The sequence below is a fragment of the Aeromonas rivuli genome, from assembly GCF_020149575.1.
GTDB classification, from domain to species: domain Bacteria; phylum Pseudomonadota; class Gammaproteobacteria; order Enterobacterales; family Aeromonadaceae; genus Aeromonas; species Aeromonas rivuli.
The window spans coordinates 3,263,636-3,290,500 of record NZ_CP079742.1 but is presented as its reverse complement, the minus strand read 5'-3'; the positions used below and the strand labels follow the sequence as shown (position 1 = coordinate 3,290,500).

At 60.0% G+C, this 26,865-nt stretch carries 28 protein-coding genes; 17 read left to right on the top strand and 11 right to left on the bottom strand.

Annotated features, from left to right (window positions below; translation table 11 throughout):
• Positions 1–107: 107 nt before the first annotated feature.
• Both KYK33_RS15105 and KYK33_RS15100 read right to left on the bottom strand, forming a co-directional pair.
• On the bottom strand, positions 108–1,232 hold the full coding sequence (locus KYK33_RS15105; RefSeq protein ID WP_224431064.1) for an anhydro-N-acetylmuramic acid kinase: 1,125 nt from the start codon (positions 1,230–1,232) through the stop codon (positions 108–110).
• Between the two features lie 98 nt (positions 1,233–1,330).
• Positions 1,331–2,632: a peptidoglycan DD-metalloendopeptidase family protein gene (locus tag KYK33_RS15100; protein ID WP_224431063.1), complete on the bottom strand. Its 1,302-nt coding sequence runs from the start codon at positions 2,630–2,632 to the stop codon at positions 1,331–1,333.
• A 112-nt stretch (positions 2,633–2,744) separates the two neighbouring features.
• On the opposite strand from KYK33_RS15100, the gene tyrS reads away from it, so the two are divergent.
• The gene (gene tyrS / locus KYK33_RS15095; protein ID WP_224431062.1) at positions 2,745–3,944 is read left to right on the top strand and encodes a tyrosine--tRNA ligase; all 1,200 of its coding nucleotides are present in this window, start codon (positions 2,745–2,747) and stop codon (positions 3,942–3,944) included.
• A 123-nt stretch (positions 3,945–4,067) separates the two neighbouring features.
• Here tyrS and KYK33_RS15090 read toward each other — a convergent pair whose 3' ends face one another.
• Both KYK33_RS15090 and KYK33_RS15085 read right to left on the bottom strand, forming a co-directional pair.
• The gene (locus KYK33_RS15090; protein WP_042040806.1) at positions 4,068–4,625 is read right to left on the bottom strand and encodes a DJ-1 family glyoxalase III; all 558 of its coding nucleotides are present in this window, start codon (positions 4,623–4,625) and stop codon (positions 4,068–4,070) included.
• A gap of 36 nt (positions 4,626–4,661) precedes the next feature.
• Entirely contained in the window at positions 4,662–5,597 is a 936-nt protein-coding gene (locus tag KYK33_RS15085) for a ketopantoate reductase family protein (RefSeq protein ID WP_224431061.1), read from the bottom strand.
• 195 nt (positions 5,598–5,792) lie between these two features.
• Between KYK33_RS15085 and KYK33_RS15080 the strand changes: the two genes are divergently transcribed.
• Positions 5,793–6,275, top strand: a complete 483-nt coding sequence (locus tag KYK33_RS15080) for a YajQ family cyclic di-GMP-binding protein (RefSeq protein ID WP_042040804.1) — start codon at positions 5,793–5,795, stop codon at positions 6,273–6,275.
• A 102-nt stretch (positions 6,276–6,377) separates the two neighbouring features.
• Here KYK33_RS15080 and KYK33_RS15075 read toward each other — a convergent pair whose 3' ends face one another.
• The 6 genes from KYK33_RS15075 to KYK33_RS15050 form a co-directional block, all read right to left on the bottom strand.
• Positions 6,378–7,184, bottom strand: coding sequence for a nucleoside-specific channel-forming Tsx family protein (locus KYK33_RS15075; RefSeq protein WP_224431060.1), 807 nt, complete (start codon positions 7,182–7,184; stop codon positions 6,378–6,380).
• A 156-nt stretch (positions 7,185–7,340) separates the two neighbouring features.
• Positions 7,341–8,720 (bottom strand): AmpG family muropeptide MFS transporter, encoded by a 1,380-nt coding sequence (locus tag KYK33_RS15070; RefSeq protein WP_224431059.1) that lies wholly within the window; start codon positions 8,718–8,720, stop codon positions 7,341–7,343.
• A 214-nt stretch (positions 8,721–8,934) separates the two neighbouring features.
• Complete coding sequence (locus KYK33_RS15065) at positions 8,935–9,264, bottom strand: hypothetical protein (RefSeq protein ID WP_224431058.1); 330 nt, start codon at positions 9,262–9,264, stop codon at positions 8,935–8,937.
• A gap of 116 nt (positions 9,265–9,380) precedes the next feature.
• The gene (locus tag KYK33_RS15060; protein ID WP_224431057.1) at positions 9,381–9,929 is read right to left on the bottom strand and encodes a peptidylprolyl isomerase; all 549 of its coding nucleotides are present in this window, start codon (positions 9,927–9,929) and stop codon (positions 9,381–9,383) included.
• 26 nt (positions 9,930–9,955) lie between these two features.
• Positions 9,956–10,531, bottom strand: coding sequence for a YajG family lipoprotein (locus KYK33_RS15055; RefSeq protein ID WP_042040799.1), 576 nt, complete (start codon positions 10,529–10,531; stop codon positions 9,956–9,958).
• Between the two features lie 11 nt (positions 10,532–10,542).
• Complete coding sequence (locus KYK33_RS15050) at positions 10,543–11,688, bottom strand: methyltransferase (protein ID WP_224431056.1); 1,146 nt, start codon at positions 11,686–11,688, stop codon at positions 10,543–10,545.
• 234 nt (positions 11,689–11,922) lie between these two features.
• On the opposite strand from KYK33_RS15050, the gene KYK33_RS15045 reads away from it, so the two are divergent.
• From KYK33_RS15045 to nqrM, 9 genes are all read left to right on the top strand, one after another.
• On the top strand, positions 11,923–12,237 hold the full coding sequence (locus tag KYK33_RS15045; protein WP_042040797.1) for a BolA family protein: 315 nt from the start codon (positions 11,923–11,925) through the stop codon (positions 12,235–12,237).
• A 422-nt stretch (positions 12,238–12,659) separates the two neighbouring features.
• On the top strand, positions 12,660–14,003 hold the full coding sequence (locus KYK33_RS15040) for a Na(+)-translocating NADH-quinone reductase subunit A (protein WP_042040796.1): 1,344 nt from the start codon (positions 12,660–12,662) through the stop codon (positions 14,001–14,003).
• A gap of 3 nt (positions 14,004–14,006) precedes the next feature.
• The gene (locus KYK33_RS15035; protein ID WP_042040795.1) at positions 14,007–15,236 is read left to right on the top strand and encodes an NADH:ubiquinone reductase (Na(+)-transporting) subunit B; all 1,230 of its coding nucleotides are present in this window, start codon (positions 14,007–14,009) and stop codon (positions 15,234–15,236) included.
• The gene (locus KYK33_RS15030) at positions 15,226–16,014 is read left to right on the top strand and encodes a Na(+)-translocating NADH-quinone reductase subunit C (RefSeq protein WP_224431055.1); all 789 of its coding nucleotides are present in this window, start codon (positions 15,226–15,228) and stop codon (positions 16,012–16,014) included. The genes KYK33_RS15035 and KYK33_RS15030 overlap by 11 nt, the downstream gene beginning before the upstream one ends.
• Positions 16,007–16,639: an NADH:ubiquinone reductase (Na(+)-transporting) subunit D gene (locus tag KYK33_RS15025; protein WP_042040793.1), complete on the top strand. Its 633-nt coding sequence runs from the start codon at positions 16,007–16,009 to the stop codon at positions 16,637–16,639. The genes KYK33_RS15030 and KYK33_RS15025 overlap by 8 nt, the downstream gene beginning before the upstream one ends.
• Positions 16,640–16,642: 3 nt before the next feature.
• Positions 16,643–17,239, top strand: a complete 597-nt coding sequence (gene nqrE, locus KYK33_RS15020) for an NADH:ubiquinone reductase (Na(+)-transporting) subunit E (RefSeq protein ID WP_042040792.1) — start codon at positions 16,643–16,645, stop codon at positions 17,237–17,239.
• Between the two features lie 18 nt (positions 17,240–17,257).
• Complete coding sequence (nqrF, locus tag KYK33_RS15015) at positions 17,258–18,481, top strand: NADH:ubiquinone reductase (Na(+)-transporting) subunit F (protein ID WP_042040791.1); 1,224 nt, start codon at positions 17,258–17,260, stop codon at positions 18,479–18,481.
• 3 nt (positions 18,482–18,484) lie between these two features.
• Entirely contained in the window at positions 18,485–19,528 is a 1,044-nt protein-coding gene (locus tag KYK33_RS15010) for an FAD:protein FMN transferase (RefSeq protein WP_224431054.1), read from the top strand.
• Between the two features lie 9 nt (positions 19,529–19,537).
• A complete protein-coding gene (nqrM, locus tag KYK33_RS15005) occupies positions 19,538–19,762 on the top strand; it encodes a (Na+)-NQR maturation NqrM (protein WP_042040789.1) in 225 nt (74 codons plus the stop codon).
• A gap of 70 nt (positions 19,763–19,832) precedes the next feature.
• Here the strand turns inward: nqrM and KYK33_RS15000 are convergent, their stop codons facing one another.
• Positions 19,833–20,057, bottom strand: a complete 225-nt coding sequence (locus KYK33_RS15000) for a hypothetical protein (protein WP_224431053.1) — start codon at positions 20,055–20,057, stop codon at positions 19,833–19,835.
• A 139-nt stretch (positions 20,058–20,196) separates the two neighbouring features.
• Here KYK33_RS15000 and dinB point away from each other — a divergent pair, with 139 nt between their 5' ends.
• The 6 genes from dinB (at position 20,197) to rlmM (ending at position 26,830) form a co-directional block, all read left to right on the top strand.
• Complete coding sequence (gene dinB / locus KYK33_RS14995; RefSeq protein ID WP_224431052.1) at positions 20,197–21,255, top strand: DNA polymerase IV; 1,059 nt, start codon at positions 20,197–20,199, stop codon at positions 21,253–21,255.
• Positions 21,256–21,317: 62 nt separating this feature from the next.
• Positions 21,318–23,459: a methyl-accepting chemotaxis protein gene (locus KYK33_RS14990; RefSeq protein ID WP_224431051.1), complete on the top strand. Its 2,142-nt coding sequence runs from the start codon at positions 21,318–21,320 to the stop codon at positions 23,457–23,459.
• Positions 23,460–23,776: 317 nt separating this feature from the next.
• Positions 23,777–24,697, top strand: a complete 921-nt coding sequence (locus KYK33_RS14985) for a transcriptional regulator GcvA (protein ID WP_042040785.1) — start codon at positions 23,777–23,779, stop codon at positions 24,695–24,697.
• Positions 24,690–25,367, top strand: coding sequence for an alpha/beta family hydrolase (locus tag KYK33_RS14980; RefSeq protein WP_224431050.1), 678 nt, complete (start codon positions 24,690–24,692; stop codon positions 25,365–25,367). Before KYK33_RS14985 ends, KYK33_RS14980 begins: the two co-directional genes overlap by 8 nt.
• Positions 25,357–25,743, top strand: a complete 387-nt coding sequence (locus KYK33_RS14975; RefSeq protein WP_042040783.1) for a DUF423 domain-containing protein — start codon at positions 25,357–25,359, stop codon at positions 25,741–25,743. Before KYK33_RS14980 ends, KYK33_RS14975 begins: the two co-directional genes overlap by 11 nt.
• On the top strand, positions 25,736–26,830 hold the full coding sequence (gene rlmM / locus KYK33_RS14970; protein WP_042040782.1) for a 23S rRNA (cytidine(2498)-2'-O)-methyltransferase RlmM: 1,095 nt from the start codon (positions 25,736–25,738) through the stop codon (positions 26,828–26,830). Before KYK33_RS14975 ends, rlmM begins: the two co-directional genes overlap by 8 nt.
• Positions 26,831–26,865 lie beyond the last annotated feature (35 nt).

The window sequence follows — 26,865 nt, the reverse complement described above, 5'->3', positions numbered from 1 at the left end:
AGTACGGCCGGTCGACTGGCGCCGGTGCTCGAATAAGGGCAGGTTGCCCGGTTTGATAAACGGGGCCGGGATGACAGTCGGCTACCCCTATTGCCCCTCTCGGCCCTTCAGGCGGGGTAGAGGGCACCTAGTACCGCTGGGCGGCTGGCGCCGGTCACCGCAGGTAGGTTGCCTGGCTGGCGCTGGATAAAGCGCTGCGCCAGCCAGGCGAAGGCGGCCCCTTCCACCCAGTCGGGGGCGAGCCCCAGCTCGGCCGTGCTGGCGATGCGCCAGCGGGGCAGCAGAGCCGCCAGCTCGGCCAGCAGCGGGTCGTTGTGGGCACCGCCGCCGCAGACAAACAGCTCGGCCTGGGGGGGGGTGTCATCCGCTCCCGTTGCAAGCACGGGCAGCTGGCGGGCGATGCTGTGGCAGCTCAGCGCCTGCAGGGTGCGCTGCACATCGACGGGGGAGTAATGGCTGCCTGCCAGCTCGCCGTCTAGCCACTCCAGGGTAAACATCTCCCGCCCGGTGCTCTTGGGGGCGGGGGCGGCGAAGTAGGGGTGGCTGAGCAGTTTGTCGAGCAGTTCAGGAACCACTTGGCCGCTGGCACCCCACTGGCCACCGGCATCGTAGCTGCCGCCCTGGGGCTGATGACGGCGATACCAGCCATCGAGCAGGGTATTGGCGGGGCCGGTGTCGAAGCCATAGACATTGCAACCGGAGCCGCCGGGCAGCACAGAGATATTGGCGATGCCGCCCAGATTCAACACCACCCGCAGGACGCCCGCTTTGGCAAAAATGGCCTGATGGAAGGCGGGCACCAGGGGGGCTCCCTGGCCGCCGAGGGCCATGTCCAGACTGCGGAAGTCGCTGATGACGTCGATGCCGGTCAGTGCGGCCAACAGAGCGCTGTTGCCAATTTGCAGGGTGAAGCCGAGCTGGGGGCGGTGGCGAATGGTCTGGCCGTGGGAGCCGATGGCACGGATATCGGCGGGCGCGAGCCCCGCTTTGTCGAGCAGAGCCTGAGCGGCGGCGGCAAATTCGCGGGCCACCAGGTTATCGGCTACCCCCATGCGATCGATTTCATTCTCCCCCGGAGTGCAGAGGGTGTGCAGCGCGTGAGCCGTGTCATCGGGCCAGGGATGGCACAGCGCCACCTCGACCCGCACGCCATCCCCATCCGTCTCTATCAGCACCGCATCGATGCCATCCAGGCTGGTGCCGGACATCAGACCCAAGTAACGTTCCGCCATCTGAGGGCTCCTTGTCATTGCTTGTGATAACCGCTTTGCCTGTCGCCATACCGGCGATGGCTGCTGCTTGCTCCCCGTGATCCGGGTGAGCCCTTGACTCAGGATCCGTCCCGGCGCTGGGCAAGCTGAGGCTCTGAGCGCTCCAGCTTGGCGAGTTGCAGCAGGGCCTGGGCCTTGAACTGGCTCAACTCGCGGCCGCTGAGGGTTTCTGCCTGAGGCAGGGTCAGGGTGCGCGGGTTCTTGTGTACCCCGGCGACCAGGAATTCGTAGTGCAGATGGGCGCCCGTGACCCGGCCCGTGCTGCCCAGCAGGCCTATGGTCTGTCCCTGCTTCACCCGCTGACCCTTGTTGACTGTGCGCTTGGAGAGGTGCAGATATTTGGTCACATAGTTGCCGGCATGCTTGATGAACACATAGTTGCCGTTGAACTGGTTGTAACCGGCGGCCACCACGCTCCCCGACCCCGAGGCCATGATGGGGGTGCCCACGGGGGCCACGTAGTCGATGCCGTTGTGGGGGCGCACCTTGCCGGTGACCGGGTGCAGGCGACGCGGGTTGAAGTTGGAGCTGATGTACTTGAAGTTGACCGGCGCGCGCAGGAAGCTCTTGCGCATCGCCTTGCCCGCCGGGGTGTAGTAGTTGCCATCATCGCTCAGCACGGCGCGGTAGGCCTCGCCCTGGTTGACGAACTCGGCGGCCAGAATATCGCCGGAGGCGACCCGCTCCTCATCCTGGTATTTCTCCTCGAACAGCACCCGGAAGCTGTCCCCTGGTTGCAAGTCCTGGGCAAAGTCGATGTCCCAGCCGAAGATGGCGGCCAAATCCATGATCTGATCCTCGGTCATGCCCGCTTCGACGGCGGCGCCCCAGAAGCTGGAGCGGATATTGCCTTGGGCCCAGTTTTCACGGGTGTCGAGTTCCAGGCGAACCGCTTTGGCCACGAAGCCATCTTCCCGTCGGTTGACCTTGAGCGCCTGCTCCAGGCTGTGAGGGTAATAGAGGCTCTGCAGTTCGCCGCCCTGGGTGAGTTTGAAGGTCAGCTCCTGACCGGGTTTGAGCATGCGCAGCGGATCGGCGGCCGCGAGCTGATCGATGAGGTGCAGATCTGCCGTGCCGAGGCCCAGACGCTGGAAGATGACCCCCATGTTGTCGCCGCTGCGAACCTTGACCTGCTTGGTGACATAAAGAGGCTTGGCCGGGCGGACAGTCTGCTCCAGTGCGAGGCGATCCTGCTCGTCTGGCAACTCGTCGCGGGTCCGACTTGCGGCATGCTCATCGACCCGGGTGGCGACGGCCTGTTCGCCGGGCCAGGCGGCCAGCATCATCACCAGGATGCTCAGAATAAGCACCATCTTGCGGTGCCAGAGGGGAAGAGCGTTGAAGGTGTGCCAAATATGCATGAGAAAAGGGCGTGAAGTCGGGCGGAATCAGCGGATTTTACAGGCTTTCCAATTGTCTCGCCATTCCAGTAATATGTCTGGCCCTGTGGAATCGTGATTGGAGAGTCAAAAAATGTCCCAGCTCGAGGTGGCGCTAGCCGAGATCAAGCGCGGAGCGGAAGAAATTCTGGTTGAAGAAGAACTGGTTGCCAAGTTGAAGGAAGGGCGCCCGCTGCGCATCAAGCTGGGCATGGACCCGACGGCTCCGGACATTCACCTGGGTCATACCGTGATCCTCAACAAGCTGAAGACCTTCCAGGATCTGGGCCATGAGATCATCTTGCTGATCGGCGACTTCACCGCCATGGTGGGGGATCCCTCCGGCAAGAACAGCACTCGCCCGCCGCTCTCCGAAGAGGCCATCAAGTACAACGCCCTCACCTATGCGGAGCAGGCGTTCAAGATTTTGGATCCCAAGAAGACCCGCATCGAGTACAACTCCAGCTGGCTGGGTGAGCTCGGCGCCACCGGCATGATCAAGCTGGCGGCCAAGCAGACCGTGGCCCGCATGATGGAGCGCGACGACTTCAAGAAGCGCTACAGCAGCGGCCAGTCCATCGCCATCCACGAATTCCTTTATCCGCTGCTGCAAGGCTATGACTCGGTCGCGCTCAAGGCGGATGTCGAGCTCGGCGGTACCGATCAGAAGTTCAACCTGCTGATGGGTCGCGAGCTGCAAAAAGATGCCGGCATGGCCGCCCAGTGCGTGCTGATGATGCCGCTCTTGGTGGGCCTGGACGGCGTCAAGAAGATGTCCAAGTCCGCCGCCAACTACATCGGCGTGCACGACGCCCCGGGGGAGATGTTCGGCAAGATCATGTCCATCACCGACACCCTGATGTGGAACTACTACGAGCTGCTCTCCTCCCGCCCGCTGGCGGACATCGAAGGCTTCAAGGCCGGCATCGAAGCCGGTACCCTGAACCCGCGCGACGTGAAGATCTGGCTGGCGAAAGAGATCATCGCCCGTTATCACGACGAGGCGGCGGCCGAGGCGGCCCACGAAGACTTCACCCAGCGTTTCTCCAAGAACGCCATCCCGGACGAGATGCCGGAAGTCGAACTGGCCCTGGAAGGGGACGGCCTGGCCATCGCCAACCTGCTCAAAGACGCCGGCCTGGTGGAGACCACCTCCGAGGCACTGCGGATGATCAAGCAGGGCGCGGTCAAGGTGGATGGCGACAAGCTGGACGATGGCAAGGCGCTGATCGCTGCCGGCACCGCCGTCTATCAGGTCGGCAAGCGCAAGTTTGCCCGGGTGACGGTGAAGTAAGCGCTTCCCCTCCGCCAGCCTGATCAGGCTGGTCCTGAGATCAGAAAGGCCTCCCTCGCGGAGGCCTTTTCGTTGGCGATGTCCCCTCGGCAAGCTGATGGGTCGATCCAGTGGCCATTTCTCTTAAAGGATCATCGGGCCAGCCACGGCCTCGGCCGCAGTGGCGCCACGCAGCACCTGCACCAGGGTGAGGGCAAACTCGATGGCCGTCCCCGGTCCCTGGCTGGTCACCAGTCGCGCGCCCTTGTCTATCACCACCCGCTCATGGCGGAGTTGGGCGGCGGGGATCTGGGCCCAAAAGCCGGGATGGCAGGTGACGCTGGCTTGCCCCAGCAGCTGATGGGGCAGCAGCACCACGGCGGGGGCGGCGCACAGGGCCGCGCGCCAGCGACCGTTCGCGGCTTGTTCGCGCAGCAGACCGATGGCGCGGCTGTTATCGCGGATGCACTCGCTGCCGGGCAGGCCGCCGGGCACCACTATCATCTCGAACTCCTCTTGCGGCAGCTCGTCGAGATGGCAGTCGGCGACCAGCTGAACCCCGCGTGAGGCGCGAATTTGGCGCAGGCCCAAAGGGCAGCAGGAGGCGAGCAGCACCGCTATGTTGGCGCGCACCAGCACATCCAGGATGGCGACGGTTTCTATCTCCTCCGAGCCGGGGGCGACCAATACCAAGACACTCATGGGGGACTCCTGCTCCGGTTGAGGACTAAAGGTGGATCAGCGCTCGGCCTGGTGGCGATCCTTGACGGCCTGATAGAGGCCCTGATTGACCGGTACCATGATGCCGTGGAGGCGCGCCTTGGCCAGCAGGAAGCCGGTGATGGCTTCTATCTCAGTCTCTTTGCCCTGCTCCAGATCCTGCTGCATGGAAGAGTAGTTGTCCGCGGTCAGTCCGGCGACCGACTGTACCCGCCGCGCCAGCTCCTCGTGGGTCGTGGCAATGCCCTCTGCATTCATGACATCGGCCACCTCGATGCAGACTTGCTGCAAGGTGTCGGCAAAGCGTGGACCTGTCAGCTCGCCATTCTTGATGCGATAGAGGGCGGTGAGGGGGTTGATGGCGCAGTTGATGGCGAGCTTGTGCCATTGTCGGGCGAGGATCTGCTCGTCCCAGCCCGCCTGGCCCAGGGCCTGGGCAAGGCGGTCTGCCAGATGGGCGAAGTGGCGCCCCTGCTCGTTGACCGGGCCTAGCCAGGTTTCGCCCCGGCCAGTGTGGCGGAACACGAAGTGACCCTGCTGCAGGGCGCCATGGCTGGTGACACCCGCGATGATGGGGTTCTCTGCAAACAGCTCGGCGACCCGCTCGGCCACCCCCATGCCGTTGTGCAGCAGCACTATGGGCACAGACTTGTCCAGCTTGCCGACCAGGAGCTGCAAGGCGGGGATCACCTGATCCGCCTTGGTCATCACCAACAGGCGACGGATGGGGGGGTTATCGGCCAGGAAACCCCTGGCAATGCTGAGCAGCCCATGCTGGCCATCCAGCCCGGTAAAGTCGATGACGGGGTGCAGTGTCGCTCTGTGGCGCTCGCGTAGCAGCACCTGAGTCGGTTGGCCGGATTGGGTCAGCAGGGCGGCGAAGACGCCGCCAAGTGCGCCACAACCGAGCAGGGACCAGGAGGGGGGGAGGGGGGATTGAGATCCGCTTGGCATGATATGACTCGATCAAGAGGGTGGGCCATTCGACCTGGAGAGGTGCCCGAATGGCGATAGGGTGGACACTCATGGGTCTCACCTGTCGGCAATGGCAAGGATTCTAACAGAGCGCCTTTATCGAAATCAGCAAATTTGCCGGTTTTCTGGTAGATTTGCCCCCTCATAACGAACGCAACATGAGGAGCCCCGGCCATGCCGTCATTCGATATTGTCTCTGAAGTCAAAATGAACGAGGTGTTGAACGCAGTCGACAACGCCAATCGTGAACTGGCCACCCGATTCGATTTTCGCGGTGTAGAAGCCAGCTTCGAGATGGCCAAGGAAGAGGTCAAGCTGGAGGCCGATGCCGACTTCCAACTCAAGCAGATGGTAGAGATACTGCGCGCAGCCCTGCTCAAGCGCAACATCGAAAACAGTTCAATGGAGGCGGGCGATAGCGTCCACTCCGGCAAGCGTTTCCATCTGAACGTCAAGTTCAAGCAAGGGATCGAGAAAGAGGTCGCCAAGAAGCTGGTGAAGCTCATCAAGGATTCCAAGATCAAGGTGCAGGTCGCCATTCAGGGCGATGAAGTGCGCGTCACCGGCAAGAAGCGTGACGACTTGCAAGAGGCCATGGCCCTGGTGCGTGGCGCCGAGCTGGGTCAGCCTATGCAGTTCCAGAATTTCCGCGACTGATCCCGGGGGAAGAGGGTTCGGCCCTCTTTTTCTGCGCGTTGCGCCATAAAAAAACCGGAGCCCAGGGCTCCGGTTTTTCGTTTCTGCGTGCTACGGGTTCGATTAGAACTTGTAGGTCACGGAGAAGTAGTGACCGAAACCAGTGGTTTTCAGGCCGTAGGTACCGTTCTGGATACCGTAGATGTCGTTGAAGTACTTCAGGCCGTAACCGACGGCGTAGCGGTCGGAGTGCCAGTACAGGCCGTTGAACATGGCGGTACCGTCGGTGGAGGTGTCCTTGGCATCAAACAGGTGATCCAGGTAGCCCTGATAGGCGACGAAGCTGCCGTTGCTGAAGGTGTAGAAGGGCTTGAACCAGTTCATGGAGAACTGATAGCCGTTCCAGCCTTGCTCGCCAGAGCCTTCGTTGACGTGACGTGCGTACAGGTTCATGCCCACTTTGCCGAACCAAGGCACTTGTACGTCGGCACCCAGACCAGTCATGGCTTCAAACAGGCCATCCGGACCACCCACGTTGACCAGGTTGGCAATGTAGACTTCTTGCACCGGACCGAAGGAGAGATCTTTGCCGGTCATGGCATCGATGGACAGGCGTGGGGCGAACTTGATGAACAGGTTGTCGCTGTCATGCTTGTCGTCGTGCTTGCTCTGGAAGATGTCGAACACGTCGACGTAACCGTACAGGTCAAAGATACCGGAGCGACCACCAAATTCCATTTCGAAGTAGGTGTCGTTGTAACCACCTTCGGATTCGCTGTAAGGCAGCTGATCGATGGTGTGCATGACGTTGAACTGGAACCACTTGTAGTCGTTCTTGTGGATGTCACCGCTATAGTCGGCAGCCATAGCCGGAGTGGCGGATGCTGCCAGCAAGCCTGCCGCGATCAGAGTCTTGTTCAATTTGGCCATTTTATTGGTCTCTTGTGCGTTTAGTTGAGGTTTTCCGTAGCCTGCCCACAAGGAGCGGAGGGATTCTAGCCAATTAATTTCCGCGGATAAACGATCAAGAGGGAACTTTCTCTGGAAGTGTGAATCTAATCACCCCCAAATTGGCGCAAACGCTTGCTATTCGTTCGATTTCGGTAACAACGCACTGTTTCGTCTGGCAACCATGGTGATGAGGATCAGCACCGGGATGCCCAGCAGACTGGTCCCAATGAAGAAGACGCTGTAGCCAAACTGTTCGACGAAGCCACCGGAGAAGCCAGCCAGCAGTTTTGGCAGCAAGAGCATGACGGAGCTGAACAGGGCGTATTGAGTGGCCGAGAAGGCGACATTGGTCAGGCTCGACAGATAGGTGATGAACGCCGCGGTAGCGATGCCGGCGCTCAGATTGTCCAGGGAGATGATCAGGGTCAGCAGCTCCAGGTTGTGACCGATCTGATTGAGCAGCGCGAACAGCAAATTGGTACTGGCGGTGAGCAGGGCGCCCAGCATCAGGATGCGCAAGGTGCCAAAGCGCATCACCAGAATGCCCCCCACACTGGCGCCGACCAGTGTCATGATGACACCGTATACCTTGGTGATGGTCGCCACCTCCGTCTTGCTGAAGGCGAGATCCACATAGAAGCTGTTGGACATGACCCCCATCACCACATCCGAGATGCGATAGCAGGCGATGAGCCCGAGGATCAACAGGGCCGAACGGCCATGGCGTTCGAAGAAGTCGGCAAAGGGGCACCAGACGGCCTCGTAGGCCCAGGCGCCGAGTCCCGCCAGTGAGCGTGGCCAGCCGTGTTGCAGCAGCAGGGATTTGCGCATCGCTTGCTGCCTGTCCTGACTTGCCACATCGATGTCGGGCTCATGGCAACAGAGGGTGGTGATGAGGCCAATGCTCATCATTCCCGCCATCAGCAGGTAAGTTAACTGCCAGCCCCGATAGTCATAGACGCTGTTGCTGCCAAGCCAGGCTGCCAGGGCAAGAGCGCCCGCCCCGGCCATGATCATGGCCAGTCGATAACCCGTCATGTAGGAGGCCGCCATGGCCGCCTGAAGGCGTTCAGGGGCTGATTCTATGCGATAGGCATCGATCACGATGTCCTGAGTGGCGGAGGCAAAGGCCACCAGCAGGGCGAACAGCGCAAGCTGGGCGAGCTGGGTCTTGGGATCGCAAAAGGACATGCCGACCAGGGCCGCGGCGATCAACAGCTGGGAGAACAGCATCCAGCTGCGGCGTCTGCCGAGCAGACGCGAGAGCAGCGGCAGGGCCAACCTGTCCACCAGGGGGGACCACAGCCACTTGACCCCATAGGCCAGCGCCACCCAGCTCATGTAGCCGATGTCGGTCAGGCTCACTCCCGCCTCGCGCAGCCAGAAGGAGAGGGTGCCGAATACCAGCAACAGCGGCAAACCGGAGGAGAACCCCATGGCAAACAGAATAAGGACGCGGGGCTCGAGATAGACTCGGAGGGATTCTTTCCAGCTTGGTTTGCTGACAGCGTTCAAGTGCCTGACTCCTCGGGAAAAGTGAGCCATTTTGGCAGGTTCATCCGCCCGCGCCAAGGCGGGCGCTCAGATTGTGGGGACAAAGAGAGGTCGTCTGGCCGCCAGAGGGCAGATCACGGCGGCGATGGGTCGTTAACGCGGTGTCGAATGAGATTATTGACGCTCGTCGGCCTCACCTTGCTCTGCCGGGAGCCAGCCATCCCGTGCGATGAGCTCAGGGGCGGGTTCCTATGCAGCCCAGCGGTGCCGGTCCCTCGCCCAGCAAACAGGCGGCGCAGTCATGCAGCTGGTGGCGCAACGCCGGATCCTGAGCCAGCTCATCCTGGTTCCAGAGGTGCAGACTGTGCAGCAGGTGCCAGAACACGCTCTCCTGCGGGCTATCGGCTTGCTTGTCGGCGCAGTCCCGGGGCAGAGACTGCCATTGGCCGAGCAGTTGCCAGCTCACGTCTTGCAGGGCGTCATAGTCGAGCTGTTGTGCCAGAAACTGACGAACGGCCAGGGCCAGGGGGGCCCTGTGCTGGGCAAAATAGTCATCGCAGGTCACGAGATGCTCCAATCCAGATTGAGGGGAGTGAGCAGTATAGAAAACGATCTGGCATCGGGAGGGAAAAGGGACTGGATGGGCAAGAGACCGGGCCCGAGCGGGCCCGGCAGTCGGATTTACTCGGCGAGCAGTGTCACCTTCTTGAGGATGATGGTGCTGGTCGGCACGTCATTGGCACGCAGGATGGGGCTGTAGCCGGTCTGAACCTGAGCCAGCTTGTCCAGCACTTCCATGCCCTGCACCACTTGACCAAATACCGTATAGCCGGCGCCGGCATTGGCGTTGAGGTTGCTGTTATCGGCAAGGTTGAAGTAGAACTGGCGGGTTGCGCTGTCCACCGCCTGGGTGCGGGCCATGGCGATGCTGCCACGGGTATTGGGCAGGCCCCCCTTGGACTCGTTTACCACGGGATCGAAGGTGGGCAGCTGCTGGAACTGCTGGTTGTAGCCGCCCCCTTGCACCACGAAGCCGGGGATGACCCGGTGAAACAGGCTGCCATCGTAGCTGCCATCGGCCACGTAGTGCAGGAAATTCTTCACCGTCTGGGGGGCCGCTTTGGGGGCCAGCTCCACCACGATATTGCCGTGGTTGGTTTCAAGCTTCACCTTGGGGGCTGCGAAGGCCAGGGGGCAGGCCAGCAGGGCCAGCAACATCAGCTTCTTCATGACATTATCCTTGATACATAGAGAGATCAGGCGCTTGGCTGGCCTTTGAGGTAACCGCGCAGTTGTTCGTCGGCCATGATCTGCTGGATCAGGCTACCGAGTTGCTGGTTCAGCACCAGCTCCAGATCGGCGATGCTGGGCTCTCCCGGACCTTCCTTGCTGGCGCTGGCATTGAACACCTTGGTCAGGCGGCTCCCCTGGAAATCGGCCATCACCTGCAGGCTCACCTTGGTCTTGGTGACATAGGTGAAGGTCTTCTCTTCAACGTTTACCAGAGCGTTATTGACCTGCAGCGTCAGGTTGGTAGTGCCGCTGTTGCCCACCTCCAGCCCCTGACTGCGCAGCCCTTCACTGAGGCGCTCGACCAGCAGGGTATTGAGGGGCTGCTCGCTCTTGATGTAGACGGGGGCCTTCTCTTTCTGCTTGATGGCGAACACATGGGCAGCGGCACGCTTGTCTATGCCTTCCATGGTGATGCGGTTGCCGGAGTAGTACTGCTGATTCGCCGGGATCACCTGGGGATTGAGCAGTGCCGTCTCGGGCCAGTGGGTGGCACAGCCGCCAAGCAGCAGGGCGGCGAGCAGCAGGAGTGGTGATTTCATGATGGATTCCTCTAGCGTTTAATGGCTTTCAAAATAACGAATTTACTATTGGATGCAACGACTTGTGCATTGGCAAACAGTCGCTTCAGCTTGTTGTGATAGTCCAGATGCCGGTTGCCCACTATCCAGAGTTCCCCCCCCTTGGGCAACACCCTGTGCGCATCTTCGAACATCTGCCAGGCGATGTGATCGGTGATCGCCTGGAGCTGGTGGAACGGCGGGTTGCACAAGATGCGGTCAGCATAACCGGTCGGCAAGCCATCCAGGCAGTTGTTGACCAGGAACTCGGCACGGGGCAGGGCTGCGGGCAGATTGTGTTCGACGTTGAGCCTTGCCGAGGCCACCGCCATATAGGATTCATCGATGAAGGCCACCTCCACCTCGCTGTCCCGGGCCAGCAGGGCCAGACCGAGCACGCCATTGCCACAACCCAGATCGATCACCTTGCGGGCGCTGTGGATAGGCAGGTTGGCCAGCATGAAGCGGGCGCCGATATCCAGGCTGGTACGCGAGAAGACGTTGGCATGGTTGTGGATGTGCATCTCGCTTCCCTCCAGTGGCCAGACGGTCGGGAAGGGGTTGGCCAGGGTGGGGCTGTCTGTCCCCGCTGCGTCAGCGATGCTGCAATGGATGAGGCGGGCCTTCTTCCAGGCCAGGGAGGTGCGGGTCTCGCCCAGATACTTCTCGAACAACTTGAGGGTCGAACTGTGGATCTCCTTGGCCTTGCCGGCGGCCAGGATGCGCGTGGCCGGGGTGACCACCTCACGCAGGGCCAGCAGCTGCTGCTCGAGCAGGGCCTGATACTTGGACACCTTGATGATCACCAGGGTCGGGGCCGCTGGCAGTGGTGCCAGCGAGTCCTGGATGCGGACGGATGCCGGATCCAGATCATTGTCGGCCAGATTGGCCAGGGTGCCTTGTTCGCTGACGAAGGAGTCGGTCACGCACAGGGGCTGATGGTCATGGAGAAAGGCGGCCAGGGCGCCGAAGCTGTCATTCATGATGATGACGGGGCCGCAGCCTTCGGGAGGTTGCTCTGCCAACTGATTGATCAGGTACTCATCGGCGGCATCCCATGCCTGCAGGGGATCCTGCGCCTGGCGCGGATAGCGCTGCAGGATCAGGCGGCAATGGTCTGTCTCGAGGTGGGTCTGCATTGAACTGTCTGTCTCACGGCTGGATCGAATGGCGCTATTCTAACGGCGCCGGGGCAATTCACCAATTACCCCGCAGTGAGGGCTTTCTCTCAGGGGCAACGCCGATCGAGTGGGGCTGCTCTAACGGCTCCAACGGCGCAGGGGCAATTCACCCCTTGTCCCGCCATGCACGTTCTCCCTGAGCGCCAAAGTCGATAGAATGGGGTTTGTCCCTATCAGCCATCGGAAGAGATCATGAATACCCAAGAGACCATCAGCCAACGCCTCAATGAGGCCCTTCATCCCAGCCATCTAGAGGTGTTCAACGAGAGCCACATGCATCGTACCGAGCCGGGCGCCGAGAGCCACTTCAAGGTGATCATCGTGAGCGAAGCCTTCGCCGCTCAGCGCCTCATCAGCCGTCATCGCCAGGTCAATCAACTGCTGGCCGATCTGCTGGCCGGGCCCGTTCATGCGCTGGCACTGCATACCTATACCGATGAAGAGTGGCAACAAAAGGGCATGGCGCCGCGCAGTCCGGTCTGTGCCAGCAAGCTGGGTTCCCAATGAGTGACAGGGAAATAACTGAGAAGCTGTGATGTTCCGTTAACAAAGGGACACCCCTTTGCCTGTTTCATCGGCAACATTTGTCGGCAACCTCATCAATTTTTCTAATCCTGCAGTGAACTTTCACGAAACTAACTCTTAGTGGGTATTTTAGTCCAGGTGTGGCGGAAGTAGGGGTTTTGATGGGAGTGCTGCACGCAAGTGTGCGGGTTAATTTTGTGATAGCGGGTTAATTTTCCCCATTTGACGTGGCAGTCAGCAGCCTGAAAGTGGTAAACTCAAGCGCTTTTGAAACACCCCGTATGTTGCTGATTTGTTGTTTATTTGTATCCATCCAGCCATGTGCCGAGTGTGTTCAACAACCCGTCGTGATGTATTTCTCGGCGCTAACCATTCTCTCTCCCGTAACGGTAGTGCAAGTGAGTATGATTACAATTAAAAGAGGACTGGACATCCCCGTGCTGGGTGCGCCAGAGCAAGTAATCTACGATGGCCCGGCCATCACCCGTGTTGCTACACTGGGCGAAGAGTTCGTGGGGATGCGACCTACTATGTTTGTCAAAGTAGGGGATCGCGTCATTAAAGGTCAGGTGCTCTTCGAAGATAAGAAGAACCCTGGCGTTAAATTCACGGCTCCCGCCACCGGCGTAGTTTCAGAGATCAACCGTGGTGCCAAACGCATTCTGCAATCCGTGGTCATCGAACTCGATGGCGCTGACGAACAGGTGACCTTTGAGCAGTTTGCGTCCGCCGAGCTGACACAGCTTGCGCGCAGCAAGGTGCAAGAGATCCTGGTCGAGTCAGGTCAATGGACTGCACTGCGCACCCGCCCCTTCAGCAAGGTGCCTGCCGTCGGTTCCGAGCCCCGCGCTATCTTCGTGACAGCCATGGACTCCAACCCGCTGGCTGCCAGCGCTGAACTCATCATCAAGGAGCAATCCCAGGCCTTTATCGATGGTCTGACCGTGCTCAGCCGTCTGACGGATGGCAAGGTGTATGTGTGCAAGGGCGAAGGCAGTCTGCCGCAGTCTTCCGCAGCGCAAGTCCAGGAAGAGGTCTTCACCGGCCCTCACCCCGCTGGTCTGCCGGGTACCCATATTCACTTCATCGATCCGGTTGGCAGCAACAAGATCCAGTGGCACATCAACTATCAGGATGTGATCGCATTGGGCAAGCTGTTCACCACGGGCCAGATCTGTACCGACAAGGTGATCGCCCTGGCCGGCCCCAATGTGGTCAAGCCGCGTCTGCTGCGCACCCGTATGGGCGCCTGCATCAGCCAGCTGACTCACAATGAGCTGCGCGGCGATGAAAACCGTGTCATCTCCGGTTCCCTGCTAAGTGGTGCCAAGACCGATGAGGTACATGACTATCTGGGTCGTTACCACAATCAGGTCAGCGTACTGGCCGAGGGGCGCGAGAAGGAGTTTTTGGGCTGGATCAAACCCAGTGCCGACAAATTCTCCATCACCCGCACCACCCTGTCTCACCTGGTGAAGGGCAAGCTGCTCAATTTCACCACCACGACCAACGGGAGTGATCGTTCCATGGTGCCAATTGGCAGCTACGAGCGCATCATGCCGCTGGACATCCTGCCGACCCTGCTGCTGCGGGATCTGATCTCTGGCGATACCGACAGTGCGCAAGCCCTGGGTTGCCTGGAGTTGGATGAGGAAGATCTGGCGCTCTGTACCTTTGTCTGCCCTGGCAAGACAGAGTACGGCCCCATCTTGCGTGAGTGCCTGACCAAGATCGAACTGGAAGGTTAAGCGATGAGTTTCAAGCAATTTCTTGAAAATATGGAACACCACTTCGAGCCGGGCGGCAAGTACGAGAAGTACTACGCCCTGTACGAAGCGGCTTTCACCATTTTCTACACACCGGGTTCTGTAACCCGTAACGCCGCCCACGTTCGTGATGCCCTCGATCTGAAGCGCATGATGATCATGGTATGGCTGGCCGTGTTCCCGGCCATGTTCTGGGGCATGTTCAACATAGGCAACCAGGCGATCGCTGCCATCGCGCACCTCGGCTCCGCCGCCGGTGCCGTCTCCTGGCAGTATGGTCTGGCTACCCTGTTGGGTGCTTCTCTGGATCCGGCAGTGGCCGGTATCGGCAGCAAGATGCTGATCGGTGCGGCCCACTTCTTCCCCATCTATATCACCGTCTTCATCGTCGGTGGTTTCTGGGAAGTGCTGTTCGCCATGATCCGCAAGCACGAGATCAACGAAGGCTTCTTCGTGACCTCCATCCTGTTTGCACTGATCGTGCCGCCTGAGCTGCCCCTGTGGCAAGCTGCCCTCGGCATCACCTTCGGTGTGGTCATGGCCAAGGAAGTGTTCGGTGGTACCGGCAAGAACTTCCTGAACCCTGCCCTGGCGGGTCGTGCGTTCCTGTTCTTCGCCTACCCGAGCCAGATCTCTGGCGACGCCGTCTGGGTTGCCGTCGATGGCTACTCCGGTGCGACCGCCCTGAGCCAGTGGGCTCAAGGTGGCCAGATGTCGCTGATCAATGGCGCCACCGGTCAGGCCATCAGCTGGATGGATGCCTTCCTGGGCAATCTGCCGGGTTCCATCGGTGAAGTCTCCACCCTGATGATCCTCATCGGCGCGGCCATGATCGTCTACATGCGGATCGCATCCTGGCGCATCATCGCCGGTGTCATGATCGGTATGATAGCGACCTCCCTGCTGTTCAACGTCATAGGTTCCGATACCAACCCCATGTTCAACATGCCGTGGCATTGGCATCTGGTACTGGGTGGCTTTGCCTTCGGGATGGCCTTCATGGCAACCGATCCCGTGTCTGCTTCCTTTACCAACAAAGGTAAATGGTGGTACGGCATCCTGATCGGTCTCATGGTGGTGCTGATCCGTGTTGTGAACCCCGCCTTCCCGGAAGGCATGATGTTGGCCATTCTGTTTGCGAACCTGTTTGCCCCGCTGTTTGACCATTTCGTGGCACAGGCGAACATCAAGCGGAGGATCAGTCGTGGCGTTTAATAAAGACTCAACCGTCGGCACCGTCAGCATAGTGGCGGGTCTGTGCCTGGTCTGCTCCATCGTGGTCTCTGTGGCCGCCGTGGGCCTGCGTCCGGCTCAGCAGCTGAACAAGGCTCTGGACAAGCAGAGCAACATCCTTGCCGTTGCTGGCATTGATGTGACCAGCATCGCCAAGAATGAACTCGGCAAGCTCTATGGCGACAAGATCGAAGCCCGTCTGGTAGATCTCTCTACCGGTCAGTTCGTCGATGGCGATGCTGATGGCTTCGATTTCAAGCTGGCTGCCAAGAATCCGGCCGAGAATGTTCGTCTGGCACCTTCCGATGACAAGGCAGGGATCCGTCAGATCTCCAAATTGATGCCGGTCTTCTTCGCCAAAGACAGCGAAGGCAAGGTCGATAACATCATATTGCCGATCTATGGTCAGGGCCTCTGGTCTACCATGTATGCCTTCGTCGCCGTTGCCGCTGATGGCCAGACCATCAAGGGCATCACCTACTATGACCAGGGCGAAACCCCGGGTCTGGGTGGCGAGATCGAGAACCCGGCCTGGCGTGAGCTGTTCGTCGGCAAGAAGCTGTTCGGTCAAGATGGTCAGCCTGCGCTGCGGGTGATCAAGGGTCATGCCCCGGAAGGTTCCGAGCATGAGATCGATGGTCTCTCCGGCGCGACCCTGACCAGCAACGGTGTCCAGCACTCGTTCGATTTCTGGATGGGCCCCCAGGGCTTCGGTCCTTTCCTTGCCAAGATCCGCGCAGGAGAACTCAACAATGGCTGACAATACCGCAATGAAGAAGTTGCTGTTGACGCCAGTGCTCGGCAACAACCCCATCGCCTTGCAGGTGTTGGGTGTCTGTTCCGCCCTGGCCGTTACCAGCCAGATGAAGACGGCGTTCGTCATGACCCTGGCGGTCATGGCGGTCACCGCCTTCTCTAACCTGTTCATCTCCCTGATCCGTAACCAGATCCCGAACAGTGTGCGCATCATCGCCCAGATGGCGATCATCGCGTCCCTGGTTATCGTGGTTGACCAGGTGCTCAAGGCCTATGCCTATGACATCTCCAAGCAACTGTCGGTATTCGTGGGTCTCATCATCACCAACTGTATCGTGATGGGTCGTGCCGAAGCCTTTGCCATGAAGAGTGCCCCGCTGCCCTCCTTCCTGGACGGTATCGGTAACGGTCTGGGTTATGGCGCCGTGCTGCTGACCGTGGCGACCGTGCGCGAGATCTTAGGGTCAGGCACCTGGTTCGGCATCGAGCTGCTGCCGCTGGTCAACAACGGTGGCTGGTATGTGCCCAACGGCCTGCTGCTGCTGCCGCCGAGTGCATTCTTCATCATTGGTCTGATCATCTGGGGCGTACGCACCAAGGATCCCAAGCAGGTGGAGGCGAAGGATTAAGGTATGGAACATTATCTGAGTCTGTTGGTTCGTTCGATTTTCATCGAAAACTTGGCCCTCTCCTTCTTCCTGGGGATGTGTACCTTCCTGGCGGTGTCCAAGAAGGTCAAGACCGCCATGGGTCTGGGTATCGCCGTGGTTGTGGTGCAAACCATCGCCGTACCGGCTAACAACCTGATCTACAACTTCGTGTTGAAAGACGGTGCCCTGGCCCCCGGTCTGGACTTAAGCTTCCTGAGCTTCATCACCTTCATCGGTGTGATTGCGGCCCTGGTGCAGATCCTGGAGATGGCCCTGGACAAGTATTTCCCTGCGCTCTACAACGCCCTGGGTATCTTCCTGCCACTGATCACCGTGAACTGCGCCATCTTCGGCGGCGTCTCCTTCATGGTGCAGCGTGACTACAACTTCGCGGAGTCTGTGGTCTATGGCGTGGGCTCGGGTGCCGGTTGGATGCTGGCCATCGTTGCGATGGCGGGGATCCGCGAGAAGATGAAGTACTCCGATGTTCCGGAAGGCCTGCGTGGCCTCGGCATCACCTTCATCACCGCGGGTCTGATGGCGCTGGGCTTTATGTCCTTCTCTGGTATTTCCTTGTAATCGGAAAAGGAATCATAAATGGAAATTATTCTGGGTGTGGTCATGTTTACCGTGATCCTGCTGGCCTTGGTGGCAGTCATTCTGTTCGCCAAGTCCAAGCTGGTGACCGCGGGTGACGTGACAATCAGCATCAATGGCGATCCGGCCAAGGGCGTGACCAGCCCGGCCGGTGGCAAGCTGCTCAGCGTGCTGGCCGGTAGCGGCATCTTCGTCTCTTCCGCCTGCGGCGGCGGCGGCTCCTGTGGTCAGTGCAAGGTGCGGGTGAAAGCCGGCGGCGGCGATATCCTGCCGACCGAACTGGATCACATCAGCAAGGGTGAAGCCCGTCATGGGGAGCGTCTGGCCTGTCAGGTCACAGTGCGTTCCGACATGGAGATCGAGCTGCCTGAAGAGATCTTCGGGGTGAAGAAGTGGGACTGTACTGTTATCTCCAACGATAACAAGGCCACCTTCATCAAGGAGCTCAAGCTGCAGATCCCCGATGGGGAGAGCGTGCCGTTCCGCGCCGGTGGTTATATCCAGATCGAAGCGCCGGCCCACCACGTCAAGTACAACAGCTTCGATATTCCCGAGGAGTATCGTGGTGACTGGGATCGCTTCAAGATCTTCGAGCTGGAGTCTGTGGTGAAGGAGCCGATCATTCGTGCTTACTCCATGGCGAACTATCCGGAAGAGTTCGGCATCATCATGCTGAACGTGCGGATCGCGACCCCGCCACCGAGCAACTGGACTGCGCCTCCCGGCCAGATGTCCTCCTATATCTTCAGCCTCAAGGCTGGGGACAAGGTGACCATCTCGGGTCCGTTTGGTGAGTTCTTTGCCAAGGACACCGACGCCGAAATGGTGTTTGTCGGCGGTGGTGCCGGCATGGCGCCGATGCGCTCCCACATCTTCGACCAGCTGCGTCGCCTGAAGACCAATCGCAAGATGACCTTCTGGTACGGTGCTCGCTCCAAGCGTGAGATGTTCTATGTCGAAGATTTCGACATGCTGGCCGCCGAGAACGACAACTTCCAGTGGCACGTCGCCCTGTCTGATCCGCAACCGGAAGACAACTGGGATGGCTACACCGGCTTCATCCACAACGTCTTGTTCGAGAACTATCTCAAGCACCACGAGGCGCCGGAAGATTGCGAGTTCTACATGTGTGGACCTCCCGTCATGAACGCGGCCGTCATCAACATGCTGAAGAACCTCGGCGTTGAAGACGAAAACATCCTCCTGGATGACTTTGGTGGTTAATCCATGCGCAGTGTTGTAAAGACCTGGCTAGCCTTCGGGCTAGCCTTTTTCTTGGCAGGGTGTGGCCAGGAGAATGTCAAAACTCATCCGGAGATGCAGATCACCGGCAGCACCATGGGTACTTATTACTCCATCAAGGTGGCCGATGACGCCATCTTGGACAAAGCCAAGTTCCAGGCCGATATCGACCAGCTGCTCGAGCTGGTGAACGATCAGATGTCCACCTACAGGCCGGAGTCGGAACTGTCCCGGTTCAATCAGGCCCGTAACGCGACGCCGGTTGTGGTCTCTCGCGATACCGCCCGTGTGGTGACCGAGTCCCTGCATCTGGGCCGCGAGACCCGCGGCGCCCTGGATGTGACGGTGGGCCCTCTGGTCAATCTGTGGGGCTTTGGCCCGGATGCAAAGCTGACCAAGGTGCCATCCGATGAGCTGATCAGCCAGACTCGCCAGAAGACGGGGCTGGGCAATCTGCACGTGATCACCTCGGCCGATGCCGATACCCTGCAGAAGGACATTCCGGATCTCTATGTGGATCTCTCCTCCATCGCCAAAGGCTTTGGGGTCGACAAGGTCGCCGAGTATCTGGAAGCCAAGGGGTCGCGCAATTATCTGGTCGAGATCGGCGGCGAGCTGCGCATCAATGGCGTCAACGGCAAGGGTCACCCCTGGCGCGTCGCCATCGAGAAGCCAACCGTCAATCTGGGCTCGGTGCAGGAAGTGATCCAGGTCGGTGACAACGGGGTTGCCACCTCGGGGGATTATCGTAACTATTACGAACTGGATGGGCAGCGTTTCTCCCACACCATCGATCCCGCCACCGGCAAACCCATTCATCATCGACTGGTCTCGGTGACAGTGGTGCACCCCTCCTGCATGACGGCGGATGGGCTGGCCACGGCGTTGACGGTGATGGGCCCCGAGAAGGGGATGGCCTATGCGACCGAAAAAGGCTTGGCCATCTTCATGGTGACCAAGACGGATGAAGGGTTTGAGGAGCGTTACTCTCCCGCTTTCGAACCATTCCTGACCCGTGATGCTAAGTAAGGAATCAATATGCAGATTTTTCTGATCACCTTCGCGGTGTTTCTGTTGGTGGTGGCCGGTATGGCCATCGGTTACATCTTCCAGAAGAAGAGCATCTCGGGATCCTGTGGTGGTTTGGGCACTGTAGGTATCGAGAAGGCGTGCGACTGCCCTGATCCCTGTGACAATCGCAAGAAGAAGATGGCCAAGGAAGAGGCCCGCCGCAAGATGCTCGAAGAGCACAGGATCATCTGATTGCAAAAAGGCCATCTTCGGATGGCCTTTTTTATCTTGAGTCTGGCCAGGCAGACCGCCCCTGGCATTGCTAGTAGTCGTATTGGCGGCACTGTTTCTCGCTGTACTCCTGCTGCCAGCGGGCAAGTTCCTCGTGAGTGCCCAGGGTGTCGCCCTTGGCGATAACCTGCTTGAGCGTGGCTATCCTGTCGTGCAGCCAGCGGCACTCGGCGGTGGGATGCTGTTTGGCACTCCCCAGCATAGGCCAGAGCAGCAGCCCCAGAACCAGCCCCCGATATCCCCATCCTCTCTCCATATTGCCCCCTGATATGTCATCTATCGAGTCTTGTAGACTAGTCGAAAAAGTGGCCGAAAGATGCCGAATGACACCTATCTGGTCTAGGTCCCGGCGCTGGGGTAAGATGTTGGCATCAACTGTTTATTTGTACAGTGTCATGCGCAAGATCATTCACATCGATATGGATTGCTTCTTCGCCGCCGTCGAGATGCGCGAGAACCCGGCCCTGCGTGAGGTGCCGCTGGCCATCGGCGGTGCGGCGGACAGGCGCGGGGTCATCTCCACCTGCAACTATGTGGCACGCCGCTTTGGGGTGCGCTCCGCCATGCCGACCGCCCTGGCGCGCAAGCTCTGTCCCCCGCTGGTGCTGCTGCCGGGGCGGATGGCGCTCTACAAGGAGACCTCGACCCGGATCCAGGCCATCTTTGCCCGCTACACCGAGCTGGTTGAACCGCTCTCTCTGGATGAAGCCTATCTGGATGTCACCGACAGCCCCCATTGCGGCGGCAGTGCCACCCTGATGGCCGAGCAGATCCGCGCCGCCATCCAGAGTGAGCTGGGGCTGACCGCCTCGGCCGGGGTGGCGCCCAACAAGTTCCTGGCCAAGCTGGCGTGCGAGCGGCGCAAACCCGATGGTCTCTTCGTGATCGCCCCCCAGGAGGTGGACGATTTCGTGCGCCTGTTGCCCCTTGGCAAGATCCCGGGGATAGGGCGCAAGACGGCGGAGCGGCTTGAACTACAGGGGCTCTATCTGTGCGAAGATGCACGTCAACTGCCAAAAGAGGAGCTCAAGGGGCGATTTGGCAAGCTGGGTGTGATGCTGGCCGATCGCATCTGGGGACGCGACGACAGCCTGGTTCAGGCGAGCCGGGTGCGCAAGAGCATAGGGGTGGAAACTACCCTGGATGCCGATGTCTATGACGAGGCGGCTTGCTGGGCCGTGCTGACCCGGCTCATTCCCGAGCTGGAGCTGCGCTTTGGCCAGCGCTGTCCGCGGGACCAGATCATGGGGCAGGGGATCAAGCTCAAGTTTGCCGATTTCCAGCAGACCACCGTCTACCGCAGTCATGGAGGCTATTCGGCCCCTCTGTTCCATGATCTGCTCCATGAGGGGTTGGTGCGAGCGGAAGGAAAACCCATACGACTCCTTGGCTTGGTGGTGGGCCTGCCAAAGGAGGGGGAAGTGAATCAACTTAGTCTGGATCTCGACCGTTGAGGTTAAGTTTTTGTTATTGTCACCGATAACCTGTAGACGACTGCATTAAAAGGATGTTTCGCATGTTTTCTCTCTCAGTACAGGGGCGTATTACCCTGATTGCGGGTTGCTCCCTGCTGCTCTGTGCCGCCACGCTAGTGGTCTCCTCTCTCTACAACGCGTCCCGCATGCAAGGTGAGGTGATGACCTCCACCACGGCGGAGGCCGAACTGGCCGCGACCCGCTGGATGCAGGCCATGGGCTCGGAGCAGTCGGCCCGGATCACCAGCTATCTGGATGAAGCCTATTTCCGGGCCACCCTGCTGGCCCAGAGCCTGCTGTTCCAGCGCCAGAATGCCAGCGACAACTTCATCCACTCCGAGGCGCTGCGCGGGGCCGTCAACCAGCAACTGCACAATGCGGTCATGCACTCTCCGAACCTGCTTGGTGCCTATGCCATTTTTGAGCCCGATCAGCTCGATGGTGAGGATGCCAACTACCAGGGCTCCACGGATCTTGGCTCCAATGACAAGGGGCGCTTCTCCAGCTATTGGGCCCACGTAGGGGATAAGGTGAGTCTGGAGGTGATGAACGAAGCCACCCTGAATGATGCCAGTCCCGATGAGTCTGGCACCCCCAAGAATGAGTGGTATCGCTGCAGCCTGCGTGACAAGGCTCTCTGTCTGCTCGAGCCCTATCTCGACGAGGTGGGTAGCGAGGAGGTGTTGATGACCTCGGTCACCACGCCGCTGCTCGAAGAGGGCAAGCTGCTCGGCATGGTGGGCATGGATATCTCCTTGGCCAAGCTGCAAGCGCTGGTGGCCGAGATGGATCAGACCCTCTATCAGGGCCAGGGGCGGATACTGCTGCTCAGCCATGGCGGGCGGGTCGCCGGTGCTGCCGGTTTTGACATCATCCCCGGCAAGGCCCCCGGTGCACAGTTCCAGGGGCTGATGACCATGCTCACCGGCTGGCTCAGTGCGGGCCAGCCGCTCACTCAGTGGAGCCAGGATGGCAGCAGCCTGCAGAGCTTCATGCCGGTGACCATGCGGGGCAGCGAGCAGCGCTGGGGCATCTATATCGATTTGCCACGGGCTGTGGTGCTGGCGTCGGCCAGCGAGCTGCAACGCGAGCTGACGAGCCAGGCAACACGCAGCATCTGGTCCCAACTTGGGGTCGGCAGCCTGATCACCCTGGCGGCCCTGCTGTTTATCTGGTGGATGGCCCATCACATAGTGGCGCCCATTCGCGCCGTGGTGGCTCGTCTCAATGACATCGCCTCCGGGGAGGGGGATCTCACTCAGCGTATCGACATCCAGCGCAGCGACGAGATTGGCGAACTGGCCGATGGCTTCAACCGCTTCCTCAACAAGTTGCAGCTCACCATGGGCGACATCATCACCACAGTCGGCGGCACTCGGGCCAGCGCCACTCAGGCCGCAGTGGTGGCCGACAGTACCAGCGAGGGGATGCAGGCCCAGTATCAGGAAGTGGATCTGGTGGCGACCGCGTTCGAGGAGCTCAGCGCCACTGCGCTGCAGGTCTCGGGCCATGCCAAGGCGGCGGTTGCGGCGGCCGATGAAGCGGACAGTGCGGCCCTGGAGGGCAAGTTTGTGGTGGCCGATACCCAGGTCGCCATGGCCAGGCTGATGACTGTCATCAGTGAGGCCAAGCCTGAGGTGGAGCGCCTGTCAGCCAACAGCGAGAACATCAACGACATACTGACGGTGATCCAGAGCATTGCCGAGCAGACCAATCTGCTGGCGCTCAATGCCGCCATAGAGGCGGCGCGGGCAGGGGAGCAGGGTCGTGGCTTTGCCGTGGTGGCGGATGAGGTACGCAACCTGGCCGGCCGCACCCAGAATGCCATCGTCGAGATCCAGACCCTGATCCATCAGTTGCAATCGGGCACTCAGGCGGTGGTCAAGGGGATCATGAGCGGCCATGATCAGGCGAGCCTGACCCTGGACAAGGTGGACTCCTCGGTGCGGGTGCTCGAGCAGATCATCTATGCGGTGGGTACCATACACCAGATGAATGAGCAGATAGCCCGGGCGGCGGGGGAGCAGAGCACGGTGGCTGACGAGATCAATCGCAACGTCAGCAATATTCGCGACGTGAGCCATCGTATTCGTGAACAGGCGGCAACCGCCGCCGAAAATAGCCGCTCCCTGGCATCCCTGGCCGATCAGCAGCAGCAGTTGGTGGGTCAGTTCAAAGTATGATGATGGGGCCCGTGGCGCGCTGCGGGCCAACCCCTTGTTGCAGCCATAAAAAAGGCGCCATCCAATAGGAGGCGCCAAACACATTCAGATGACAGACTGGGTCAACACCTCACGGCATAAACCCTCTTCCCGCAGAGGAAGAAACACAACACCACAATCGGATCGTCGGCTCATAAGGCACATGTAAACCACATGGGGCAGAAAATGTGAGTCATATGACAACGGATTGCGGAGCGAATTATGTTTATTCACTGGTCGGCCCGCAACCGACAAATTATAATGCGGTCCATTAGAAAAACTCATCGTTGGCTGGTGTCATGTCTCGTCGTTTACCCCCGCTCAATGCGCTCAAGGCTTTCGAAGCGGCGGCGCGCCATTTAAGTTTTACCCGGGCAGCCGAAGAGCTGTTCGTCACTCAGGCTGCCATCAGTCACCAGATCAAGGCGCTGGAGGAGTACCTGGGGATCAAGCTGTTCCGGCGCAAGAATCGCTCCTTGCTGCTGACCGAGGAGGGGCAGAGTTACTTTCTCGACATCAAGGACATCTTCGCCTCCATCTCCGAGGCCACCGACAAGCTGCTGGCTCGCAGCGCCAAGGGGGCCCTCACCGTCAGCCTGCAACCGAGTTTCGCCATTCAGTGGCTGGTACCGCGTCTGGTGCGCTTCAGCGAGCGTCATCCCGACATAGACGTGCGCATCAAGGCGGTGGACATGGACGAGGGGGCCCTCACCGACGACGTGGATGTGGCCATCTATTACGGCCGTGGCAACTGGCCGGGATTGCGCTGTGACAAGTTGCATACCGAATACCTGATCCCGGTCTGCTCACCGCTGTTGCTGACCGGTCCCAAGCCGCTGCGCACCCCTGATGATCTGACTCGCCATACCCTGCTGCACGATACGTCCCGCCGCGACTGGAAGGCCTGGTTCCGCCAGCTCGATATCGATGCCCCCAACGTCAATCAGGGACCGATTTTCAGCCACTCCACCATGGTGATCCAGGCCGCCATTCACGGTCAGGGGGTGGCGCTCGGTCACAGCGTGTTGGCCCAGCCCGAGATAGAGGCAGGCCGCCTCATCTGTCCGTTCGAGCAGGTACTGGTCAGCAAGAATGCCTTCTACCTGGTGTGCCAGGAGCAGCAAGCGGATCAGGGCAAGATCGTCGCCTTCCGTGACTGGATGCTGGAGCTGGTGGAGCAGGAGGAGGCCCGTCGCCGGGCGCGGCTCGCCGATGCCTGATCCTGTTTATGATGTGATCCGGGCAGGCAGTGCCCAGGCTCCCACCCGGCTGTTGCTGGCCCATGGCGCCGGCGCCGGCATGGACCACGACTTCCTGACCCGGCTCTCGACCCTGCTGGCAGGATCTGAGCTTGAGGTGATCCGCTTCAATTTTCCCTATATGAGCAAGCGGGCCCAGGATGGCAAGCGCAGGCCACCGGACAGACAGCCGGTCTTGCTGGCCCATTGGCGTGCCATGGTGGCCGAATTTGCCCATCCCCGGCTCTTTATCGCCGGTAAATCCATGGGCGGGCGGATGGCGGCCGAGATAGCCGATGACGTCAATGCTGCAGGATTGTTCGTTCTCGGGTATCCTTTCCACCCTCCCGCCAAGCCGGACGCCTGGCGTGGAGAGATACTCAAGCAGATAAAGACGCCAACTCTGCTGCTGCAAGGGGAGCGCGACAGCTTCGGCAGCCGTTTGGAATTGGCGGATTTCCCCTTCTCCGCCTGCGTCGATGTGCAGTGGTTGCAAGATGGTGACCACAGCTTCAAGCCGCGCAAGGCCAGTGGCCGTACCGAGCCGGAGAACCTGGCTCAGGCGGCGGCCCATATAAAGTGCTTCATCGAGGCGCAGGCTCAAGAGGCTGCCCTTGGTGCTGCATTGCAAGGAGTTAATGATGAGAACTAACCCTGTCTGGTTGGTGCTCGCGGGCCTCTTTGGCCTCACGGCCACTATGCTGGGGGCCTATGGTGCCCACGGTTTAGGCGCCACCGGGATAAGCCCGGAGCGACTGGCGGCTTATCATAGCGCCGTCGAGTATCAGTTCTTTCACGCCCTGGCCCTGCTGATGCTGGGTTGGTGCGCACCGCGCCGCCGCGCTATCACTGTGGCGGGCGTTGCATTCACGCTGGGGATCCTGGGATTCTCCGGCAGTATTTACGCCATGGTGCTGCTTGGCAGCAAGGGGCTGGGGTTAGTGACTCCGGCCGGTGGCCTCTGTTTTATGTTGGGATGGACCGCCCTTATCTGGGTGGGCTGTCGTCTTGGAGGAAAAAATGAATAATCTGCTGCTTTATTGCCGCCCCGGTTTTGAGAAAGAGGCGGCGGCAGAGATCACCGAGCGTGCCAGTAACATGCAATGCTACGGCTTCGCCCGGGTCAAGGACGACAGCGGTTATGTGATATACGAGTTGTATGACGAGGAGCAGGCCGATCTGCTGGCGCGCAAGCTGCCGTTCCGTGAGCTCATCTTCATCCGTCAGATGCTGGTGGTGACCCACGAGTTGAAGGATCTGGATGTGGCGGATCGGATCTCGCCCATCATAGAAGCGACCAGCGACTACACCATTTGTGGCGATCTGCGGGTCGAAACTGCGGATACCAACGAAGCCAAAGAGCTGTCGGCTTTCTGCCGCAAGTTCACCGTGCCGCTGCGCCAGGCCCTGCGCAACAACGAGCGACTGACCAAGAAGGAGACCGGCAACCGCCCCGTGTTCCACGCCTTCTTCATGGCCAACGATCACCTGCTGCTCGGTTACTCCTATTCGTTCAACAACTCCGAATTCCACATGGGCATACCGCGTCTGCGCTGCCCGGCCGATGCTCCGAGCCGCTCCAGCCTCAAGCTGGAAGAGGCCTTCTATGTGTTCGTGCCCAAGGAAGAGTGGAGCCGACGCCTCACCTCCGGCATGAAGGCGGTGGACTTGGGCGCCTGCCCCGGTGGCTGGACCTATCAGCTGGTGCGTCGTGGCATGATGGTGACCGCGGTGGACAACGGCACCATGGCGCCTGCCTTGATGGAGACGGGCCAGGTCAAGCACCTGCGCGATGATGGTTTCGTCTGGCGGCCCAGCAAGAAGAACATCTACTGGCTGGTGTGCGACATGGTCGAGAAGCCGGCGCGGGTGACTCACATGATCGCCGACTGGTTCAAGGATGGAGATTGCCAGGAGGCCATGTTCAACCTCAAGCTGCCGATGAAGAAGCGCTACGCCGAGGCGGTGCACAATATCGAGGTATTGCGCGAGCTGCTCAAGAAGATCGATAGCGCCTTCGTCATCCAGGCCAAACAGCTCTATCACGACCGTGAAGAGATCACTGTGCATGTGTACAACAAGTACTGGGTCTCCAAGCTGGAAGAGAAGATCTGACGGCTCACATCCGATGAGGATGGATGCAAAAAGAC

Coding starts and splice junctions, on each gene's coding strand:
- KYK33_RS15105 (WP_224431064.1), bottom strand. CDS start 1,232: ATGGCGGAACGTTACTTGGGTCTGATGTCCGGCACCAGCCTGGATGGC.
- KYK33_RS15100 (WP_224431063.1), bottom strand. CDS start 2,632: ATGCATATTTGGCACACCTTCAACGCTCTTCCCCTCTGGCACCGCAAG.
- tyrS (WP_224431062.1), top strand. CDS start 2,745: ATGTCCCAGCTCGAGGTGGCGCTAGCCGAGATCAAGCGCGGAGCGGAA.
- KYK33_RS15090 (WP_042040806.1), bottom strand. CDS start 4,625: ATGAGTGTCTTGGTATTGGTCGCCCCCGGCTCGGAGGAGATAGAAACC.
- KYK33_RS15085 (WP_224431061.1), bottom strand. CDS start 5,597: ATGCCAAGCGGATCTCAATCCCCCCTCCCCCCCTCCTGGTCCCTGCTC.
- KYK33_RS15080 (WP_042040804.1), top strand. CDS start 5,793: ATGCCGTCATTCGATATTGTCTCTGAAGTCAAAATGAACGAGGTGTTG.
- KYK33_RS15075 (WP_224431060.1), bottom strand. CDS start 7,184: ATGGCCAAATTGAACAAGACTCTGATCGCGGCAGGCTTGCTGGCAGCA.
- KYK33_RS15060 (WP_224431057.1), bottom strand. CDS start 9,929: ATGAAGAAGCTGATGTTGCTGGCCCTGCTGGCCTGCCCCCTGGCCTTC.
- KYK33_RS15055 (WP_042040799.1), bottom strand. CDS start 10,531: ATGAAATCACCACTCCTGCTGCTCGCCGCCCTGCTGCTTGGCGGCTGT.
- KYK33_RS15050 (WP_224431056.1), bottom strand. CDS start 11,688: ATGCAGACCCACCTCGAGACAGACCATTGCCGCCTGATCCTGCAGCGC.
- KYK33_RS15045 (WP_042040797.1), top strand. CDS start 11,923: ATGAATACCCAAGAGACCATCAGCCAACGCCTCAATGAGGCCCTTCAT.
- KYK33_RS15040 (WP_042040796.1), top strand. CDS start 12,660: ATGATTACAATTAAAAGAGGACTGGACATCCCCGTGCTGGGTGCGCCA.
- KYK33_RS15035 (WP_042040795.1), top strand. CDS start 14,007: ATGAGTTTCAAGCAATTTCTTGAAAATATGGAACACCACTTCGAGCCG.
- KYK33_RS15025 (WP_042040793.1), top strand. CDS start 16,007: ATGGCTGACAATACCGCAATGAAGAAGTTGCTGTTGACGCCAGTGCTC.
- nqrE (WP_042040792.1), top strand. CDS start 16,643: ATGGAACATTATCTGAGTCTGTTGGTTCGTTCGATTTTCATCGAAAAC.
- nqrF (WP_042040791.1), top strand. CDS start 17,258: ATGGAAATTATTCTGGGTGTGGTCATGTTTACCGTGATCCTGCTGGCC.
- KYK33_RS15010 (WP_224431054.1), top strand. CDS start 18,485: ATGCGCAGTGTTGTAAAGACCTGGCTAGCCTTCGGGCTAGCCTTTTTC.
- nqrM (WP_042040789.1), top strand. CDS start 19,538: ATGCAGATTTTTCTGATCACCTTCGCGGTGTTTCTGTTGGTGGTGGCC.
- KYK33_RS15000 (WP_224431053.1), bottom strand. CDS start 20,057: ATGGAGAGAGGATGGGGATATCGGGGGCTGGTTCTGGGGCTGCTGCTC.
- dinB (WP_224431052.1), top strand. CDS start 20,197: ATGCGCAAGATCATTCACATCGATATGGATTGCTTCTTCGCCGCCGTC.
- KYK33_RS14990 (WP_224431051.1), top strand. CDS start 21,318: ATGTTTTCTCTCTCAGTACAGGGGCGTATTACCCTGATTGCGGGTTGC.
- KYK33_RS14985 (WP_042040785.1), top strand. CDS start 23,777: ATGTCTCGTCGTTTACCCCCGCTCAATGCGCTCAAGGCTTTCGAAGCG.
- KYK33_RS14980 (WP_224431050.1), top strand. CDS start 24,690: ATGCCTGATCCTGTTTATGATGTGATCCGGGCAGGCAGTGCCCAGGCT.
- KYK33_RS14975 (WP_042040783.1), top strand. CDS start 25,357: ATGAGAACTAACCCTGTCTGGTTGGTGCTCGCGGGCCTCTTTGGCCTC.
- rlmM (WP_042040782.1), top strand. CDS start 25,736: ATGAATAATCTGCTGCTTTATTGCCGCCCCGGTTTTGAGAAAGAGGCG.